This window comes from Paenibacillus lupini, from assembly GCF_011761355.1.
GTDB lineage: Bacteria > Bacillota > Bacilli > Paenibacillales > Paenibacillaceae > Pristimantibacillus > Pristimantibacillus lupini.
This window is the reverse complement of record NZ_JAASRW010000001.1, coordinates 180,864-199,336: the sequence shown is the minus strand read 5'-3', so window position 1 is coordinate 199,336 and position 18,473 is coordinate 180,864. Positions and strand designations below refer to the sequence as shown.

The following is an 18,473-nucleotide window of genomic DNA, read 5'->3' as shown; positions in this document are numbered from 1 at the left end:
GCAATCATTTATGTGAATGCGCTCGCAGCATCTGCTCCCGAACGATCAGCTCGTCCAGCATTTGGCTGAGCTGGAGCACTTCACGATGTACAAATGTTTTCTTTATCATTGCTTTTTCAACCATTTTCCCTCGCAACTGCTCTATTTCGACGAGTAATTGCTTGTCCATGTTCTCTCCACTCCATCACTCCGTAATCATGGACATTATACGACCGATCCGCCATCAAATACTGTCATATTCCGTCGAGGCGAATATTACAATTTCATTACAATCACCCATTAGAATTGTCGGATTAATTCCTTAACAAGAGCCAAAAATTCAGCTTTTACCCGCTCAGTCGTTTCCATAACCTCATCATGGGACAATGGTTGATCCAAAACACCGGCAGCCATATTGCTGATACAGGAAATACCTAGTACTTCTATACCAGAATGACGTGCAGCAATAACTTCTGCAACGGTCGACATGCCGACAGCATCTGCACCCAATACGCGCAGCATGCGAATTTCTGCAGGCGTTTCATACGAAGGACCAAGCAGTCCTGCATAAACACCCTCTTGTAGTTTAAGCCCTTGTTTGGCAGCTGTCTCACGAGCAATAGCACGAAGACGTTTGCTGTACGCCTCTGACATATCCGGGAATCTTACACCTAGTTCATTATCGTTCGGGCCGATAAGCGGATTTTTGCCTGTCATGTTCAGATGATCAGAGATCAGCATCAAATTACCTGCTTCGTAGTCCAGGTTCACACCGCCGGCAGCATTGGTAACAAGCAAGGTAGTAACGCCAAGTGCCTTCATGACACGGACAGGGAATGCCGTAAGCTGTGGTCCATATCCTTCATACATATGAAATCTTCCGCGCATAAGCAGTACAATACGTCCTGACAATGTACCAACCAGCAGTTCACCTGCATGACCTTCTACCGTTGATACCGGGAAATGTGGGATTTCGCTGTAATCAATCGTTACTGCATTCTCGATATGATCTCCAAGAACACCTAGTCCAGAACCCATAATCAAGCCAATCTCCGGCTTTACTTGTACACGACCTGCAATATAAGCTGCTGCCTCTTTAATCTGGGCTGCCGTCATTGTATTTGAACTCATCGTAAGTTCCTCCTCTAATCCTTATCTATTCTTTTGTATGAAGCAAGTTCAAAAAGCTTGTACCATTTGGCGGGGAAGATACACCGAAATTATCAGCAATCGTAGCGCCAAGATCTGAGAATGTCGTTCTCGTATCCAGCAAGGCCGGTTTAGCAAATGCCGGGCTGTATAACAAAAGAGGCACGTATTCACGCGTATGGTCCGTCCCTGGATGAACCGGATCATTCCCATGGTCGGCCGTTACGATTAGCAGATCACGCTCACCAATCGTTCCTTCAAGCTCAGGAATAGCACGGTCAAATTCCTCCAGCGCACCTGCATATCCTTCCGGATCACGGCGATGGCCAAACAAGGAGTCGAAATCCACAAGATTCGTGAACAGCAGACCTTTGAATGGCTTCTTAAGAGCTTCAATTGTACGCGTAATGCCATCTGCATTGCTTTTGGTCGAGGTTGTTGCTGTAATGCCTTCCCCGTCAAAAATATCATTAATCTTCCCGATTGCAATGGTATTGAAGCCATTATCCTTAAGCGTATTGAGAACTGTCGCCTCCGGAGGCTTCACAGCATAGTCATGGCGGTTTGGTGTACGTTTGAACGCTCCTGGCGAACCTGTGTACGGTCTTGCAATTACTCTGCCTACTGTGAATCGCTCATCCATCGTTAATTCACGGGCAATTTCGCAGCCGCGGTAAAGCTCTTCCAGCGGAATAATCTCCTCATGTGCAGCAATTTGAAAGACACTGTCTGCAGAGGTATAAACGATCCATGCCCCTGTTTCCATTTGCTCCGCACCAAGCTCATCCAATATTTCCGTCCCGCTTGCAGGCTTATTGCCAATGACCTTACGGCCTGTCCGCTCCTCGAACACAGAGATCAGTTCATCTGGAAAACCTTCAGGGAAAACTTGAAATGGAACTGTCATATTGAGCCCCATTAGCTCCCAATGCCCAGTCATTGTATCTTTGCCAACCGATACTTCCGCCATTTTGCCATAGTAAGCTGCAGCCGCTTCGCCTTCCGGCTTCCAATCCGATAATTGGGCGATTCGGTCGAGTCCCCAGCGGCGCATATTCGGGAGTTCAATTGTTGGCACCCGCTCTATAATATGGCCAAGTGTATGAGAACCACTGTCCCCAAAGGAAGGGGCGTCCGGCAGTTCTCCAATTCCAACGCTGTCCAACACAATTACAGCAATTCGATCAAATTTCATTAATTTTTACCTCCTACTCCCGGCGTGTGGATATCCTTTAAGCACGGGGATGAGCATTCGAGTATACATCCTTCATTCTTACCTTAGACAAACGGGTGTAACGCTGTGTGGTCGAAATATCAGCATGTCCAAGCAGCTCCTGCACAGCGCGGAGGTCAGCCCCGTTCTCCAGCAAATGAGCAGCGAAGGAGTGGCGCAGCGTATGCGGCGTTATTTCCTCCGAAATACCCGCTTCCTTCGCATATTTTTTCACCATTTTCCAAAAGCCTTGACGTGTCATACGTGTACCCAGCTGATTCAGAAACAGAGCAGGCTCCGATTCATTATGCCTAAGCAGCTCCGAACGGCCGGATTGCAAATAATCGTCTAAGGCTGTGGCAGCCATGCGGCCAAAAGGGATAATTCGCTCTTTCATGCCGCTGCCGACGCAACGGATGACATTAAGCTGCGCATTAACACTGTCTACATTGAGGGAGATGAGCTCAGAGACCCGGATACCCGTCGCATATAACAGCTCCAGCATCGCTTTATCTCGCTTCCCGGGAGCATTAGCCGGCTGAGGCGTTTCAAGCAGCAGGCCGGCGTTCTCGACAGACAGGACACTGGGCTCTTTTTTCTCCTGCTTGGGTGACTCTATGTAGATGGCGGGATTAAGCTGAATCAATCCGTTTACCGCCAAATAATGAAAAAATGCGCGAATAGAAGCAATATGCCTGGATACGGTGGATACCTTTCGTCCGCTCTCTTTCAGACGCAGCAAATAATGCGACAAATGGTGACGTTGAATCTCCCCCACGTTCGCAACCGACTGTTCTTCCAAATAGTTGATCAGGCCCTGTAAGTCACGACCATACGATTCCAGCGTACTGCTTGATAAAGCACGCTCATTGGTTAAGTATTTTATAAAGGATTGTACTTGATCTTTCATGCCGGTTCCTTTCGTTCAAGAAAGATGATCAAGGCCATTCGCCTTAGGGCGATGGTCTTGCTTGTGGCAATATATCCTGCTAACCAACTATTCCACAACCGGCAGATCAAATCCTGCTTTTTGAACTTTAATTCATATTTGATCGATCATTCGCCGTACCAATAAAACCACCGCAGTTGTTCTGTTACGCTGCCTTTCTCTGCTGTTGCCGGATCAGCTTGAAACACTTTAAGGGATGCACCTTTTGGAGTTTGATAAGGATTGACGGGAGCAATGACGTCAACCAGCCATCGATAGCTGCCCGTCGCGATTAGAAACAATAAGGTGAATATAATAACAAACAAAATGCGGTTTAACCACTTACGCACCGAGAGGACCATTCTTCCTTCCCCCTTCATCCATTACGGTTGTCCATCCGTAACAATCTATGAAAGAGGTTCGCCGGATATGCTAAAGGCGCCTAGAACCAGCGCTTGTTCAAGGCTCCAGCTTATCAAAGGCAATACTGTCCAGCCATCGTTCAATCGGCGTGTAAGGCAAGCCAGCTGCCGTTGCAACCGGTTCGTAGGTGACGGTGCCACGATGCGTATTTACACCTTTTTGCAGCGGTACACTGCTCCGTACAGCTTCCCAGCCACGGCTCGCTAGATCCAAGGCATACGGAATCGTAACGTTCGTCAGCGCGAATGTCGAGGTTCGCGGGACGGCGCCTGGGATATTCGCGACTGCATAATGAATGACGCCATGCTTCACATAGATCGGATCTTTGTGTGTCGTAGGCCGGTCAACCGTAGCAATCGATCCGCCCTGATCAACAGCAACATCCACAATGACAGAACCCTTTTTCATCCCCTGAACCATCGTTTCCGTAACCAGATGTGGGGCTTTCGCACCGGGAATTAAGACCGCACCAATGAGGAGATCTGCTCTGCCTACGGCTTCCGCAATATTGTAAGGGCTCGACATCAACGTTCGAATTCTTCCACCAAAGACGTCATCCAAATATCTCATGCGATCTGTGCTTCTTTCTAAAATAACCACAGTAGCTCCCATTCCAAGAGCGATTTTGGCTGCATTCGTCCCTACGATTCCACCGCCAATAATGACAACCTCTGCTGGAGGCACTCCAGGAACTCCACCTAGAAGCACTCCTCTTCCGCCATGGAACGCCTCAAGAAATTGCGAACCAACCTGTACGGCCATTCGTCCTGCTACTTCACTCATAGGAGTTAATAACGGCAAGCTTCCATTAGCTAATTGTATCGTCTCATAAGCGATTCCTGTTACTCCATTGTCCATCAAAGCACGAGTCAGCTCAGGAGCTGCCGCCAAGTGCAAATACGTAAATAATAATAAACCTTCACGAAAATATTGAAACTCTTCCTTGAGCGGCTCTTTCACCTTCATAATCATGTCCGCTTCGTTCCAAATCTCCGCTGCAGTTTGCCGAATTTCCGCGCCTTCCCTTTCATAATCCCAATCTTCAAATCCACTTCCATCGCCGGCTTTCGTCTCCACAATAACCTCATGGCCTGCCGCCTTCAGCATGGTTACGCCTGCCGGGGTAAGAGCAACTCGATATTCGCTCGTTTTGATTTCCTTTGGAACGCCAATGATCATAGCTTAGCTTCCCCCTTCATGAATGTGGCGCACTATCTACTATGTTGTATGATTCGTGAGGGACAAATGTTAGTCCTTAAGCGTACCTTTTCCAGCCGGAACTAAAAATATGTGCGGTTAGTCCGTACAATTGACCATAACGAATACGCCACTTACCCCATACACTGAACAAGCACGTTTTCATAAGCCACTTACAGCTTTATATAGAACGAATAGGAGAATGTATATGCCTAAGCTGGAAAAGCTGCTGTTCACAAGGTCTGTGCGCGTCCCAACCAAAAATACGGTTCGTAAGCTTATTACCTTTAAAACGGGTCGCTCGTATAAAAGATGCTTGAAGAGGCTTCGTGTAAAAGGAATAAAGCCATATAAGCGGCTTCCCAACCTTCGCACCCTTGGCTGCCATTTCGACAAACGCCGATCATGGAAAGTCATTGCGAGACATCCGGAAGTAAAACGGGTCGAGAGTGATGCTCGTATTCGGGTGCATCTTTACCAGAAACATCGCCAAACGGCTGGGCAGAAGAAGGTTCAAGCTCTTTCGACCTGTCCTCCAGAACTGACGTGGAATATATGCCGAGTCAAAGCAAATGAGGCGTGGGCTCGTACAACCGGAAGCAGCATTAAAGTAGCTATTATTGATACGGGAATTGCCGAACATCCTAATTTGAAAATAGCTGGCGGCGTCAATACGATTCGAGGCGGAAGTTATGCTGATGATAATGGGCATGGCACACATGTTGCAGGCATAACCGCTGGAAAAGGACTTGATGGAGTTAAAGGGGTTGCTCCCGACGTGGAGTTGTACGCTATTAAGGCATTAGACAGCCAAGGCGGCGGATTCGTATCTAGCATTATTGCCGGTGTCGATTGGTGTATACGAAATAAGATGAACGTCATTAATATGAGCTTTGGCCTTGTTGGCTCATCTGTAAGCAAAGCGCTTCGCGATGTCATTACAAAAGCCTACAATCAAGGTATTGTTATCGTAGCATCAGCAGGAAACTCCGGCACCGAAGATAATGGCATGATAGATGCGCCGGCTTCCTTTCCCGAGACGATGGCGATCGCCGCCACAAATCGGGCAAATGAAGTAACGAACTTCAGCAGCCGAGGCACTGGCATCGATCTAGCAGCTCCCGGCGAGCAAATTAGATCTACATGGCTGAACGGCGGCTATATGACCTTATCCGGCACCAGTATGTCTTCTCCACATGCTGCAGGCGGAGTTGCTCTTCTGCTGTCCAGGCAACCAAATTTGAGTCCTTCCCAAGTTGCTGAACTGCTTCGGAGCTGGGCATTGCCGCTTCCTTCAGAAATGGAGACTGAGCAAGGAGCTGGACTTCTACAGTTAGACCGTGTATAAAACGCCAAAACGGCTTTGCCGTCCAGAATCGCTGGGCAGCAAAGCCGTTTATTCATTTGTTTTGTCATTATTTGCGTTGCAGCGATGACAGATGCCTTGGAAGTCGAGACGATGATCGAGTACGGTGAAGCCGTATTCCTGCTCCAGTCGTTCTTCCAATGGAAGCAGCCAATCTTCCTTGATTTCGTCCATTGCACCACACTGTACACAGATTAGATGATGGTGATGATGCTTGCTGCTATCTGTCCGAAGATCATAGCGGGCAACACCGTCGCCAAAGTTAAGTTTTTCAACCACATGCATCTCGCTCAACAATTCGAGTGTCCGATATACAGTAGCGAGGCCGATTTCCGGTGCCTTGTCCTTTACGAGCATGAACACATCTTCCGCGCTTAAATGATCTTCTTCATTCTCAAGTAATACACGGACGGTTGCTTCACGCTGCGGGGTTAATTTGTAGCCCTGCGACTGCAACTGTTGTTTAATCTTTTCAATCCGGGCTTCCATGATTTCCCCCCTACCACATGTCTGCGCCAACATCAGGAAACGTTTGCTTTCATTATAGGGGTTAACCATTCCTAAAGTCAAACATTTTGCCTCTATACGCCTGTTTAAGCTCCCGTCAGATAAGGAGCTGCCCACTGCATAAAATAGGGCGAAAGATACGCTTCCAGCAGTGCTGCACCAGCTAGAAGCAGCAGCATCAGCAGTGCGGTAGACGTAAAGCTGGCTATTTGTGGGGCTAAAGCTCCTTTTTGCTGCAAAAGCCTGTTCTTGATCACAAATGTAGAAAAAGTGAGCGCTGCTACACTCGTAATCATTATCGCCGGAACGACGATCAGATTTGGTGGAGCGATCGAGGCTAGAGAGAATAAGACTCCCTTCCAAGCGTGCTGGGTAATAAGTGACCCGACCGCAAAGCCAACAAGCGCTCCTTTCAAGAAATCGAGTGCAAGAACAAACGGAACTCCTACAACTGATATGCCAAGAAACCATAATAGAAACAGCCATTTACCATGAAAAAAGAGCCGATCCCAAAATGACAACGCCGCATCCGGCGTCACGCCGTCATTAATCAGACGGATATATTGATTGACATCTGTCGCCAAATCCTGCTGCTGCTCCAGTGTCAAAGCGTTAACCATCAGCCCGCCGAATATAGCCCCTACGACAAACAATACCGCTACGAAAACATATAAAGTCAGCTGATTTTTCACCGATTCTTGAAAAGTTGGCGAACGCATGGCACACTCCCCCCTTGTCCCGATGGTAAAGTGTATGATCCCTTACTTCATCGTATGACGTTTGAGAGAGCAGCTTGGACAAGATTTAAATGGTTCCAGTCAGTTGATAAAGCTTCCACGCATATACTGCCAGAACCGTCTTCGCGTCGCTGATACGACCTTCTGCGATATAAGCTTCCGCCTGCTCGAGAGTGATGGCTTCTACCTGCAAATACTCATCCTCATCCGTATGCTGTGTACCTAACGTTACCTGATCGGCAAAATACAGATACAATTTCTCATCAGCAAATCCGGGAGAAGTGAAAAATGCACTGACCAGCTTCAAGCTGTCAGCCCGGTAACCTGTCTCTTCTTCCAGCTCACGTGCGGCCGCTTCAAGCGGATCCTCTCCTGCGTCCAGCTTGCCGGCAGGAATTTCGATCTGGAACTTCTCAAGCGGCTTACGGAACTGTTCTACAACGAGCAGCTTCCCATCGAGTAGTGCCATTACTGCTGCAGCTCCAGGATGTTTTACAATCTCCCGGGTAGCCGTACGACCATCAGGCATCGCAACCGTGTCTACCTGAAGCGTAATCATTTTCCCCTCAAAGATCGGTTCTGTGCTGATCGTTTCCTCACGCCACAGCTCGTTATTCTGACTCATCTTTTTCCTCTCCCCAATCCGTTTAATATCTGCATCTGTATGCTTTATCGGAATAACTTGTCCCATTCTTACATATCCATTACTTATAGCTACTAAACAAGGAGAGTGTTAAGGATGAAACAATATTTAACACATAATGAGCTTCGTCTTGTCGGTAAAGCATGGGAAATTCAAAGCCAGCTTCGTAAGCTTTCCAGATTGGATATTCCACTGAACAAGCTGCTTTCCCCGCAGAAAACAAAGTAGTCGATATACTAAGCAGCGCTTATGCTTTAGCAGCCTGCTTAATGATTTCAATAACCAGCTCTGTAATCTTCACAAGATCAGCGACCTTGATTTGCTCCTTCGTCGTATGAATATGCTCATAACCGACAGATAGATTGACAGTAGGAACACCAAGCCCGTTGAAAATATTAGCATCACTGCCACCACCTGAGTGGAAAGTGCGCGGCGTAAGTCCAATTGCTGTTGCCGCTGCTTTGGCCAACTGAACAACAGGAGCATTATCGTCATGCACATAAGCCGGGTAGATTAAGCTGCTCTCAAACTCAGCACGTGCACCAAATTCCTCTGCTGCGCTCTCCAGTGCTTGACGCATCGCCTCGACCTGCCGATCCAGCTTCTCCTGTGCAATACTGCGCGCTTCCGCTACCAGCTTCACGAAGTCGCATACGACATTTGTCGCACCGCCCCCTTCAAAGCTTCCGATATTCGCAGTTGTCTCTTTATCAATACGGCCAAGAGGCATACGTGAAATGGCCTTTGCCGCCACTTGAATTGCACTGATGCCATCCTCCGGATTTACTCCAGCATGAGCGGATTTGCCATGAAGCTTCATGATCACTTTCGCCTGCGTTGGAGCGGCAACCGCCATATCCCCAATTGAGCCATTGGAATCAATGGCATAGCCAAATGACGCTTTCAGTTTGGAAGCATCCATACTCCGCGCGCCTAGAAGACCCGATTCTTCCCCTACCGTAATAACGAATTGAATAGGACCATGAGGAATATTATTTTCTTTCAATACGCGGACCGCCTCCAGCATAGCTGCAAGCCCTGCTTTATCATCACTGCCAAGAATGGTCGTTCCATCACTGCGTATGTATCCGTCGCTGTCAATTTGCGGCTTAATCCCATTACCTGGCGCCACTGTATCCATATGCGAAGTAAACAGAATGGTTGGTGCATTGTCCGCATCCGAACCTTCCATGTAAACAAACAGATTGTTCGCGCCATGACCTGTTTTCTCCTGAGCATCATCTTCTTCTATCGACAGTCCAAGCTCCGTGAATTTTGCTTTTAGTACTTTGCTAATTTCTTGTTCAAACCTCGTCTCGCTGTCTACCTTCACCAATTCGATAAATTCATTAACAATACGATCCTGATTGACCATAACTATTCCCTCCGTTCGATGTTTTCGTTTACAATAGACTCATAGCCACACCTCACGTTGCCCCTCCTGATGGCGGGACAAGCGTTTACGCTTCAAATAGCAGAGAAAGGAGTTTTATCTTTGAAGATGCAAAAGCTTATTCGTCTAGTTGCTATTCTAGTTGTAGCTGCCTTGGTGGTTACGACACTGGTTGCTTCACTCAGCTCGTTGCTCTAGCAGCTCGGGAGTATCGAACCCAAATACATGGCAGAAATGCGGCAGTAGCTGCCGCGCTGCCTCTTCAACGGTTACCTTCTGACGTGTGAGGTCATTAAAGGATGTAACCCCATACTCTTCAATCCCGCAAGGGATAATGCCGCTAAAGCCCTGATTGCCAATACCCGCCTCAATATTCAAGGCAAAGCCGTGACTGGTAACAAACCCTCCCCGATCTCGGGCTCTATTGAATTTCACCCCGATAGCGGCAATTTTCTCATTCCCAACCCATACCCCTGTATATTCCGGTTTTCTTCCCGCTTCTATACCATATTCGGCCAGCCAATTGATTATAGCCTGCTCAACCGTACGTAGATAAGCATGCAGATCCAGCCCTTCCATCGGAAGGAACAGCATCGGATAACCAACTAATTGTCCTGGGCCATGATAGGTAATATCCCCGCCACGATCGATTTCAAAGACCGATATCCCGCGCTCTCTCAGCTCATCTTCGCTTAACAGCAAATGCTCATGATGACGATCCGTACCTAGTGTATAAGTCGGCGGATGCTGAAGAAGGAGAAGCGTCTCCTGACGCTCCTCCTGGCTGATTTGCCGCACGATCGATTTCTGCAGCTCCCAAGCTTCCGCATAACCGATCATCGGTATATATCGGGCTTCCAATTGCCGCTCCACGTGTTGCTTTACCGTGTTAGTCATGCCTGGATACCCCGTTTCTTAATACAATTTCGTGTCTAGATTAAAGCTTTCCAAGTTGTCCTTCACACGTTGCAGGAAACGGCCGCAAATGACGCCGTCGAGCACACGATGGTCAAGGGACAAGCACATATTCGCCATCGAACGGATCGCAATCATGTCGTTAATCACGACAGGACGTTTCACAATTGATTCGAAGGTAAGGATGGCAGCTTGTGGATAATTAATGATCGGGTTCGTAATGATCGAACCAAATGAACCCGTGTTATTAACAGTGAAAGTACCGCCTTGCATATCGGAAAGCGTCAGTTTACCTTCACGGCCGCGACGAGCCAAATCATCGATTTCGCGTGCAAGCCCGGCAATTGTTTTGTGATCGGCATTCTTAATGACCGGTGTTGCGACGGATTCTTCCGTACCTACCGCAAGCGAAATATTGATATCCCGCTTTACGATGATTTTGTCGACCGCCCACATCGAGTTCATAATCGGGAAGTCTTTCAAAGCATTGACGACTGCCTTAAGAACAAAAGCCAAGTACGTCAAGTTAAGGCCTTCACGCTTCATGAATTCATCCTTCACTTTATTGCGAAGCTGAACCAGATTCGTTACATCTACTTCAATCATCATCCAGCCATGTGGAATTTCATTGACGCTAAGCATAGTATTACGTGCAATCGCACTGCGAATCGGCGATACGTCAATGAAGTCTTCTCCACGGCCCGAATTCGATGTGCTTTGATTATTCACGGTTGGTGTACGAGGGGACTCACTCAAATGCAGTCCAGATGAACGAACTTCCGATACCGTAGTACTAGCAGGCGTAGCAACTGGTTTGGCCGCTGCTTGTCCTGCTCCTGAAGCAACGTATGCCAATATGTCCTTACGCGTAATTCTTCCGCCAAGTCCTGTTCCCTGCACGTCAGCTAGACGAATGCCATGCTCAGCAGCTAACTGCTGTACAACCGGAGAAAAACGATTGCGCATCGATTTATCGCCATCATCTGCTGCTTGCGAGCTTTCAAACGCTGGTGCACCGTTAGCCCCTGAAGAAGCTGGAGCAGCTTCTGAGGATGCCACTTCAGTCTCTACACGACATACAGGAGTACCAACAGGAACTGTCTCACCGTTGCCAACCATAATCTCAACTATTGTACCTGCAAAAGTTGACGGCAGCTCGGCGCTTACTTTATCTGTAATTAGCTCACAGATCGGCTCATACATCTCAATCCGGTCACCAGGCTGCTTCAGCCATTTATCAATTGTCGCCGAGACCAATGATTCCGCCAACTGAGGAATGACGATCTCCTTCACTGATTTCATTAACTATTCATCTCCCTACCTGACGCGTGCTTGCCGCTTAATATAGCGCCAAATTGCGCATTGCTTCTTTTACTTTATCTTTATTAAGCATGTAGTACTTCTCGCCCGGCGGGTTGATCGGCATAGCCGGTACATCCGGACTGCAGAGCCTTTGGATTGGAGCATCCAGCTCAAACAACAGCTCTTCCGCAATAATGGCCGATACTTCTGCACCTACACCGCCAGTTTTGTTATCTTCATGAATAATCAGAACTTTACCTGTCTTGCGTACGGCTGCGAGAATGGCTTCTTTATCTAATGGCTGCAAGGTTCTCAAATCAAGAATATGAGTGCTGATGCCTTCCTGTTCAAGATCGGCCGCCGCTTGCTCAACAAACATAAGAGGCATGCTGTACCCGATTACTGTAATATCATCGCCCTCACGAAGCACATTCGCTTTGCCGATTTCTACAATATAATCATCAGCCGGCACATCGCCATTGATCATTTTATAGCATTTTTTATTTTCGAAATAAATAACAGGATCCGGATCGCGTACCGCAGCCTTGAGCAGCCCTTTTGCATCATAAGCTCTGTATGGCGCCACAATCTTCAGGCCCGGAGTACCAAAAAATACAGATTCCGGACATTGGGAATGGTACAAGCCGCCAAAAATACCGCCGCCGATTGGAGCACGGATAACGATCGGACAGGTCCAGTCGTTATTTGAGCGGTAACGAATTTTAGCCGCTTCACTGATGATCTGGTTCGTTGCCGGGAACATAAAGTCCGAGTACTGCATTTCAGCAATTGGCTTCATGCCATACATGGCTGCACCAATGGCGACACCTGCAATGGCAGACTCCGCAAGCGGCGTATCGAGGACACGGCTTTCGCCAAACTGCTCCTGAAGACCTTTTGTTGTTGTGAATACGCCGCCTTTTACTCCGACGTCTTCCCCAAGCACGAATACATCCTCATCGCGTTCCATTTCTTCCTTCATTGCCAACCGAATAGCATCGATATAATCCATATTCGCCATCTTAATGTCCCTCCTCTGCATACACATGCAATAGTACGGACTCAGGTGCAGGGAACGGAGCGTTATCGCCATATTCCGTTGCTTCATCGACCACTTTCCGGATACGTGCCAGAAGCTCAGCTTCCAGCTCCTCGTTCCAAAGGCCGCACTCTTCTAAATATTGCTTATATTTAGGAATACCATCCTTCGCCCGGTTCTCATCTACTTCTTCCTTCGTACGGTATGCAAGATCATTATCGGAAGTAGAATGCGGGGATAGACGGTACATCATTGCTTCAATAAGTGTTGGACCTTCGCCAGCAATTGCGCGTTCACGAGCTTCTTTCACGACGCGGAATACTTCCAGCGCGTCATTACCGTCAACCTGGAAACCTGGGAAGCCATAACCCAATGCACGGTCTGCAACACGTCCGCCAAGCTGCTTATGCACGGGAACAGAAATCGCGTATTGATTGTTCTCACACATTAAGATAACCGGAAGTTTATGTACTCCGGCAAAATTACAGCCTTCATGGAAGTCCCCTTGGTTGCTGGAGCCTTCTCCGAATGTTACAAAGCTGACGATTGGCTTCTTCTTCATCTTCGCTGCCATTGCAATGCCTACTGCATGCGGCACTTGTGTAGTTACCGGACTAGAGCCAGTCACAATTCGAAGACGCTTGCTGCCGAAATGGCCAGGCATTTGACGACCGCCGCTGTTTGGATCTTCCGCTTTTGCGAATACAGACAGCATCAGTTCTTTTACAGTCATTCCTACCGCAAGTACAAATCCATAATCGCGATAATAAGGCAGGAAATAATCATTCTCCCGGTCTAAAGCGAAAGCAGCAGCAACCTGCGCTACCTCTTGGCCGATGCCGGATACGTGGAAGTTGATTTTACCAGCGCGCTGCAAGAGCATATTTCTCTCGTCAAATTTGCGCGAAAGCACCATCGTTGCATACATTTCAACGGCTAGCTCATTGCTTAAGCCCAGTTCATTGTGACGAAAGGTTTGTTCGGTTGAACCCTTTTGACTCATGAGGTTTTGCCTCCTTTAACCTGATTTTAAAACCAGGTACTAAGACTTGATATTACTTATTATAACCGCATTTAGACGAAAAAGAAAATGTTTCACTACTACAAAGCCAGTGATTTGCCATCAATAGCAAGCATCGCTTCGCCAAGTGCTTCCGATAAGGTTGGATGTGGATGAATAAGCTGCCCTACTTCCCATGGCGAAGCGTTTAATAAGCCCGCAAGAGAAGCTTCTGATATTAAATCCGTTGCATGAGGACCTATCATATGGACGCCTAGGATATCATTTGTTTTACGGTCAGCAATAACTTTCACGAAGCCATCTGCTTCTCCAAGAACAAGTGCTTTGCCGATCGCCTGGAATGGAATTTTCCCCGTCTTAATATCATGCCCTTTAGACCGCGCGCTATCTTCAGTTAAGCCATAAGAGGCCACTTCAGGACGAGAATAGATACAACGTGGGATTAGGTTTGGATCAATAGCATCTTTCCTGTGACCAGCAATATGCTCAGCCGCTGTTACACCTTCATGTGCTGCTGCGTGCGCAAGTTGTACCCCACCAATGACATCGCCAATCGCGTAAATATGTGGCTCAGTTGTTTGGCCATGTTCATTGGCATATATAAAGCCGTTTTTCGTCTGAATGTCCGTATTTTCAAGGCCAATTCCCTCGATGTTTGCTTGACGGCCAACAGACAGAAGTAACTTATTCGCTGTAATCAGAATATTACCTTCCGATGTCTCAGCATGAATGGATACTTCATCTGCATTTATAGATAACTCTTCCGTCTTTAGTTGGACATTAGTTAATACTCTTACGCCCCGGCGGCGAAGCAGACGGGTGAGCTCTGCCGATACTTCCACATCTTCACCTGGCAGTAATCTGCCACCTACTTCTACAAGTGTTACTTGTACACCAAAGTCCTGCAGCATGGAAGCCCATTCCACACCAATCACGCCGCCACCAACAATGAGAATCGACGCTGGGAGGTTATCAAGCTGAAGAGCATCGTCGCTGGACAAAATATGCACGCCATCCGGTTTTAGACCCGGCAGATGACGAGGCCTTGAGCCCGTTGCGATAATAAGGTTTGTAGATACAACCGACTCCATCTCACCATCGGCAAGTTCTACTGCCAGCGAACCGCTGCGCGGAGAAAAGATGGAAGGACCAATAACCCGGCCTTTACCATTTATAATTTGAATATCGTATTTCTTCATAAGGCCTTTCAAGCCGCGATGCAGCTGCTCAACCGTCTTTTCCTTACGTTCCTGTACTTTATTGAAATTTAGCGACAACGCCCCGTCTGCCACCGTAATCCCATATTTATCAGCTTCCAGCAAAGTCGCATATACTTCCGCGCTCCGAAGAAGCGATTTACTTGGTATACAACCTCTATGTAAGCAAGTGCCGCCTAGCTTATCAAGCTCGACGATTGCTACGCTTTTGCCAAGCTGAGCGGCTCTAATCGCCGCCGTATATCCGCCTGGGCCACCACCAAGCACAGCTACATCCACTTGGATTGTCATTATGTATTCCCTCCTAAAAAGAATTACGAAGCAATTCTTGCTTCGTAAGCATCAGCTTAAAGAATTGTTACATGGTAAGACCATTATGGGTGAATTTGTGACAATTCTTACTTCGTAAGCATCCACATCATTAATACCACTCGTCCTATTGTACCTTTTTTCAACCCTATTTACATCGTTAAATTTCCAAAATAGACACTACCAGCAGAAAAAGGTATCATAGAAAAGTACATCAGATCATAAGGAGAACAACAAACGCATGAGATTAGTTACTGCTCGTTTAATTGCCGTTTTGCTGCTTGTCATTCCTGGCATTCTGGCTTGTATTGGTTTTCTGAAAATGAAAAATGCTATATTTAATTACTTCTCTGCTTTCGGTAATGATGCGATTACTCCAGATTTTCAATGGCTCAGTTTCCTGTTTGGTCTTGTATTGTTTGCTATTGGAGTAGGTTTTATCGGCGGCTGGATCTTCTTCCGTGACCGCAAACGCAATTATGTTGCGCCTAGATTCCGTCCGAAGCGGCCTAGACCACCAAAGCCACAAGCTTAAGTTACATAGAACACCCCGCAACAACTCTTAGAGTGCAGCGGGGTGTTTTTTATTCTTGCGCTCAAGATTTCTTAGGGAGAAAAAAACCGCCTTCATATTGGTGAAATCAGACCCAATAATAAATAGCGGTTTTTTGGTTTAGCTAACTTTATGTTCGATCCGCAGCTTGTCCGCTACCATAGCGATGAATTCGCTATTGGTTGGCTTCGACTTGCTGATGTTAATCGTATACCCGAACAGGTGGCTGATGCTGTCGATATTGCCTCGCGTCCATGCGACTTCAATTGCGTGGCGAATCGCACGTTCGACGCGGGAAGGCGTCGTCTTGAACTTTTCAGCAATCGCAGGATAAAGCGTTTTAGTAATTGCTCCAAGAATTTCGATGTTGTTATACACCATGGTAATAGCTTCACGCAGATACTGATAACCTTTAATGTGAGCAGGCACACCAATTTCATGGATAATACTTGTAATATTCGCGTCCAGGTTTTTTCCTTTTGCAAGTGGGACGACGTTTGATTTGATCGTCGTTGTTGTGGCAGAACTAAATGATGCCGAGGATGAAAACGTTGTATTGCTCACCAATTGACGGATCCGGTTCGCTAAGATTTCCATATCGAATGGTTTCAAAATATAATATGACGCGCCAAGCTGAACGGCTTTTTGAGTGATGTTTTCTTGACCAAATGCGGTTAGCATGATGATTTTCGGCATTGGAGAAATATTCATTTCTTTGATACGTTCCAATACGCCTAAACCATCTAAATGCGGCATTATAATATCAAGAATAAGAACATCAGGTATTTTTCTGCCTTCTTCGAAATAAGACAATACCTCTTCACCGTTATAAGCAACTCCGCTTACGTTCATATCATTTTGATCCGATATGTATTCGGATAATAAATTGGTGAATTCACGATTGTCATCTGCCAGCAATACTTCGATCTTGTGCAAGGTCTGGTCCTCCCTTAATTGGTATTCACTCGCGATTACCTTCCCTAGTTGTCTTGACTTAAGTTTTCGACATGTGACTTTAAATTCCTTCTGTCGAAAAATTTTTTCCTTTGATTTTTTAATCTTTTTCGTTATAATAAATAATTTATTACAATTTATGATGTGCTTCGGAAATATTCGACAAATCCAACCATTTATTGACGTTCAGAAAATAAGAAACCGCTGATGGCTTAATACGGGCCAACCAGCGGTTTTATTCATTTAAAGCTTCATTATGCAGCTGTACCTTGAGTGGATTGTTGCTGTTGCTGCCCCCTCATCAAGATTCCAGCATCCTGAAGCATCCATTCAATAAAGCAGCCATAACCAGAAGCAGGATCATTAACAAATACATGTGTTACTGCTCCAACTAGCTTCCCGTTCTGAATGATTGGCGATCCAGACATCCCTTGAACGATTCCTCCTGTTTTATCAAGAAGACGTTTATCGGTAATCTTGATAACCATACCTTTCGTTGCCGGTGCTGGCTGTCTGGTTACATGAGCGATTTCAATATCAAATCGTTCGACCTTCTGACCATTAACAACAGTCAAAATTTGAGCTGGTCCTTCCTTCACTTCTTCAGCAAATGTCACCGGAACTGATTTTTCGCTATAGCTATGATTCGGATTTTCACTCATCTTGCCAAAAATACCGAATGGTGTATTACGTTCTATATTCCCTAAAACTTTGCTTTCCTTCACAAAATGCGCCCGTTTCTCTCCCGGTTCGCCAGTTTGACTTTTGTTAATGGACGTCACACTGGATTGCAAAATTTGACCCTCGCCAACTTCGATTGGCGTTTGTGTATCCATATCCGTTATCACATGGCCAAGAGCACCGTAGACACCTTGATCAGGGGCATAGAATGTTAACGTACCCACACCTGCTGCGGAGTCTCGAATATAGAGACCAAGCCTCCAATTACGTTCCTCAGCATCTCTGATCGGATAAAGCTTCGTTTCCCCAATTGTACCGCCGCGTTTGTAAGTGATCGAAAGTGGACGCTGCTGTTTACCTGCTTGTTCCACTAGATCAGCGACCTTGCGTACTTCATTGATCTTCTGCCCATCGATCTTAATAATGAGATCACCCAAACGGAGACCAGCCTTTTCACCTGGAGACTCCTTCGTACCGTTACTTGCTCGTACCTGATGATGACCAACAACAAGAATGCCTGAGGATTTCACTTTCACGCCAATTGTCTGGCCTCCGGGAATTACCCGCAAATCCGGTACTACATTTACTTTGACGGTCTTAAACGGGATTTTACCAAATAATTTCACTTTCATGCTCGTTTGCCCGCTTTGATGCGGCTCTAACGAGATTGGGTCGTTCAAATTGACTGATAATGACTGACGGGTTGAGCCATTAATTTGAAGCATTCGTGGATCCACGGTAACTTCTGCATGTACGGGAACTCCATATTGTAATCGTTTCAGTTGGCCGGAGAATAAACGAAGTTCATTCGGGAATGCGGCAAAATGTTGAAACGGCGCGGAGAGTCCGATCATGCAGACGCAGATAACGAGAACTAGGCCAAACCATTTCTTCCTTGGGCTGGAGTTCAATGATTTCACGCTCCCTGTTATTCCATCGCATGACGA

Annotated in this window: 20 protein-coding genes; 3 read left to right on the top strand and 17 right to left on the bottom strand. The window is 46.8% G+C overall.

Annotated features, from left to right (window positions below):
• Positions 1-4: 4 nt before the first annotated feature.
• The 6 genes from FHS17_RS01010 to ald all read right to left on the bottom strand — a co-directional run bounded on the left by FHS17_RS01010 (position 5) and on the right by ald (position 4,871).
• Positions 5-169 (bottom strand): aspartyl-phosphate phosphatase Spo0E family protein, encoded by a 165-nt coding sequence (locus FHS17_RS01010; protein WP_167272810.1) that lies wholly within the window; start codon positions 167-169, stop codon positions 5-7.
• 110 nt (positions 170-279) lie between these two features.
• Positions 280-1,110 (bottom strand): purine-nucleoside phosphorylase, encoded by an 831-nt coding sequence (locus FHS17_RS01005; RefSeq protein ID WP_167272805.1) that lies wholly within the window; start codon positions 1,108-1,110, stop codon positions 280-282.
• A 25-nt stretch (positions 1,111-1,135) separates the two neighbouring features.
• A complete protein-coding gene (gene deoB, locus FHS17_RS01000) occupies positions 1,136-2,323 on the bottom strand; it encodes a phosphopentomutase (protein ID WP_167272801.1) in 1,188 nt (395 codons plus the stop codon).
• Between the two features lie 37 nt (positions 2,324-2,360).
• The gene (gene xerD / locus FHS17_RS00995) at positions 2,361-3,251 is read right to left on the bottom strand and encodes a site-specific tyrosine recombinase XerD (RefSeq protein ID WP_167272796.1); all 891 of its coding nucleotides are present in this window, start codon (positions 3,249-3,251) and stop codon (positions 2,361-2,363) included.
• Between the two features lie 146 nt (positions 3,252-3,397).
• Entirely contained in the window at positions 3,398-3,631 is a 234-nt protein-coding gene (locus FHS17_RS00990; protein WP_167272792.1) for a DUF4227 family protein, read from the bottom strand.
• Positions 3,632-3,728: 97 nt separating this feature from the next.
• On the bottom strand, positions 3,729-4,871 hold the full coding sequence (ald, locus tag FHS17_RS00985) for an alanine dehydrogenase (protein WP_167272788.1): 1,143 nt from the start codon (positions 4,869-4,871) through the stop codon (positions 3,729-3,731).
• A gap of 226 nt (positions 4,872-5,097) precedes the next feature.
• Here ald and FHS17_RS00980 point away from each other — a divergent pair, with 226 nt between their 5' ends.
• A complete protein-coding gene (locus FHS17_RS00980) occupies positions 5,098-6,237 on the top strand; it encodes a S8 family peptidase (RefSeq protein WP_167272783.1) in 1,140 nt (379 codons plus the stop codon).
• A gap of 48 nt (positions 6,238-6,285) precedes the next feature.
• Here FHS17_RS00980 and fur read toward each other — a convergent pair whose 3' ends face one another.
• The 3 genes from fur to FHS17_RS00965 form a co-directional block, all read right to left on the bottom strand.
• Positions 6,286-6,744: a ferric iron uptake transcriptional regulator gene (gene fur / locus FHS17_RS00975; RefSeq protein WP_167272778.1), complete on the bottom strand. Its 459-nt coding sequence runs from the start codon at positions 6,742-6,744 to the stop codon at positions 6,286-6,288.
• A 104-nt stretch (positions 6,745-6,848) separates the two neighbouring features.
• A complete protein-coding gene (gene spoIIM, locus FHS17_RS00970) occupies positions 6,849-7,481 on the bottom strand; it encodes a stage II sporulation protein M (protein ID WP_167272774.1) in 633 nt (210 codons plus the stop codon).
• Between the two features lie 85 nt (positions 7,482-7,566).
• Complete coding sequence (locus FHS17_RS00965; RefSeq protein WP_167272769.1) at positions 7,567-8,124, bottom strand: NUDIX domain-containing protein; 558 nt, start codon at positions 8,122-8,124, stop codon at positions 7,567-7,569.
• A gap of 114 nt (positions 8,125-8,238) precedes the next feature.
• Between FHS17_RS00965 and mciZ the strand changes: the two genes are divergently transcribed.
• Positions 8,239-8,370 carry a Z-ring formation inhibitor MciZ gene (gene mciZ / locus FHS17_RS00960; protein WP_167272765.1) on the top strand — a complete coding sequence of 44 codons (132 nt, stop codon included), beginning with the start codon at positions 8,239-8,241 and terminating at the stop codon, positions 8,368-8,370.
• Positions 8,371-8,389: 19 nt separating this feature from the next.
• Here the strand turns inward: mciZ and FHS17_RS00955 are convergent, their stop codons facing one another.
• From FHS17_RS00955 to lpdA, 6 genes are all read right to left on the bottom strand, one after another.
• Entirely contained in the window at positions 8,390-9,517 is a 1,128-nt protein-coding gene (locus tag FHS17_RS00955) for a M20/M25/M40 family metallo-hydrolase (protein WP_167272760.1), read from the bottom strand.
• Between the two features lie 195 nt (positions 9,518-9,712).
• Complete coding sequence (gene lipB, locus FHS17_RS00950) at positions 9,713-10,432, bottom strand: lipoyl(octanoyl) transferase LipB (RefSeq protein WP_208420188.1); 720 nt, start codon at positions 10,430-10,432, stop codon at positions 9,713-9,715.
• Positions 10,433-10,450: 18 nt separating this feature from the next.
• On the bottom strand, positions 10,451-11,752 hold the full coding sequence (locus FHS17_RS00945) for a dihydrolipoamide acetyltransferase family protein (protein ID WP_167272757.1): 1,302 nt from the start codon (positions 11,750-11,752) through the stop codon (positions 10,451-10,453).
• Positions 11,753-11,789: 37 nt separating this feature from the next.
• The gene (locus FHS17_RS00940) at positions 11,790-12,773 is read right to left on the bottom strand and encodes an alpha-ketoacid dehydrogenase subunit beta (RefSeq protein WP_167272752.1); all 984 of its coding nucleotides are present in this window, start codon (positions 12,771-12,773) and stop codon (positions 11,790-11,792) included.
• A gap of 1 nt (position 12,774) precedes the next feature.
• Positions 12,775-13,794 (bottom strand): thiamine pyrophosphate-dependent dehydrogenase E1 component subunit alpha, encoded by a 1,020-nt coding sequence (locus tag FHS17_RS00935; RefSeq protein WP_167272747.1) that lies wholly within the window; start codon positions 13,792-13,794, stop codon positions 12,775-12,777.
• A 98-nt stretch (positions 13,795-13,892) separates the two neighbouring features.
• A complete protein-coding gene (gene lpdA, locus FHS17_RS00930; protein ID WP_167272743.1) occupies positions 13,893-15,320 on the bottom strand; it encodes a dihydrolipoyl dehydrogenase in 1,428 nt (475 codons plus the stop codon).
• Positions 15,321-15,579: 259 nt separating this feature from the next.
• Here lpdA and FHS17_RS00925 point away from each other — a divergent pair, with 259 nt between their 5' ends.
• A complete protein-coding gene (locus FHS17_RS00925; RefSeq protein ID WP_167272738.1) occupies positions 15,580-15,873 on the top strand; it encodes a DUF2627 domain-containing protein in 294 nt (97 codons plus the stop codon).
• Between the two features lie 138 nt (positions 15,874-16,011).
• Here FHS17_RS00925 and spo0A read toward each other — a convergent pair whose 3' ends face one another.
• The gene (spo0A, locus tag FHS17_RS00920) at positions 16,012-16,827 is read right to left on the bottom strand and encodes a sporulation transcription factor Spo0A (RefSeq protein WP_167272733.1); all 816 of its coding nucleotides are present in this window, start codon (positions 16,825-16,827) and stop codon (positions 16,012-16,014) included.
• 272 nt (positions 16,828-17,099) lie between these two features.
• Positions 17,100-18,437, bottom strand: coding sequence for a SpoIVB peptidase (gene spoIVB, locus FHS17_RS00915; protein ID WP_208420187.1), 1,338 nt, complete (start codon positions 18,435-18,437; stop codon positions 17,100-17,102).
• Positions 18,438-18,473 lie beyond the last annotated feature (36 nt).

Coding starts and splice junctions, on each gene's coding strand:
- FHS17_RS01010 (WP_167272810.1), bottom strand. CDS start 169: ATGGACAAGCAATTACTCGTCGAAATAGAGCAGTTGCGAGGGAAAATG.
- FHS17_RS01005 (WP_167272805.1), bottom strand. CDS start 1,110: ATGAGTTCAAATACAATGACGGCAGCCCAGATTAAAGAGGCAGCAGCT.
- deoB (WP_167272801.1), bottom strand. CDS start 2,323: ATGAAATTTGATCGAATTGCTGTAATTGTGTTGGACAGCGTTGGAATT.
- xerD (WP_167272796.1), bottom strand. CDS start 3,251: ATGAAAGATCAAGTACAATCCTTTATAAAATACTTAACCAATGAGCGT.
- FHS17_RS00990 (WP_167272792.1), bottom strand. CDS start 3,631: ATGGTCCTCTCGGTGCGTAAGTGGTTAAACCGCATTTTGTTTGTTATT.
- ald (WP_167272788.1), bottom strand. CDS start 4,871: ATGATCATTGGCGTTCCAAAGGAAATCAAAACGAGCGAATATCGAGTT.
- FHS17_RS00980 (WP_167272783.1), top strand. CDS start 5,098: ATGCCTAAGCTGGAAAAGCTGCTGTTCACAAGGTCTGTGCGCGTCCCA.
- fur (WP_167272778.1), bottom strand. CDS start 6,744: ATGGAAGCCCGGATTGAAAAGATTAAACAACAGTTGCAGTCGCAGGGC.
- spoIIM (WP_167272774.1), bottom strand. CDS start 7,481: ATGCGTTCGCCAACTTTTCAAGAATCGGTGAAAAATCAGCTGACTTTA.
- FHS17_RS00965 (WP_167272769.1), bottom strand. CDS start 8,124: ATGAGTCAGAATAACGAGCTGTGGCGTGAGGAAACGATCAGCACAGAA.
- mciZ (WP_167272765.1), top strand. CDS start 8,239: ATGAAACAATATTTAACACATAATGAGCTTCGTCTTGTCGGTAAAGCA.
- FHS17_RS00955 (WP_167272760.1), bottom strand. CDS start 9,517: ATGGTCAATCAGGATCGTATTGTTAATGAATTTATCGAATTGGTGAAG.
- lipB (WP_208420188.1), bottom strand. CDS start 10,432: ATGACTAACACGGTAAAGCAACACGTGGAGCGGCAATTGGAAGCCCGA.
- FHS17_RS00945 (WP_167272757.1), bottom strand. CDS start 11,752: ATGAAATCAGTGAAGGAGATCGTCATTCCTCAGTTGGCGGAATCATTG.
- FHS17_RS00940 (WP_167272752.1), bottom strand. CDS start 12,773: ATGGCGAATATGGATTATATCGATGCTATTCGGTTGGCAATGAAGGAA.
- FHS17_RS00935 (WP_167272747.1), bottom strand. CDS start 13,794: ATGAGTCAAAAGGGTTCAACCGAACAAACCTTTCGTCACAATGAACTG.
- lpdA (WP_167272743.1), bottom strand. CDS start 15,320: ATGACAATCCAAGTGGATGTAGCTGTGCTTGGTGGTGGCCCAGGCGGA.
- FHS17_RS00925 (WP_167272738.1), top strand. CDS start 15,580: ATGAGATTAGTTACTGCTCGTTTAATTGCCGTTTTGCTGCTTGTCATT.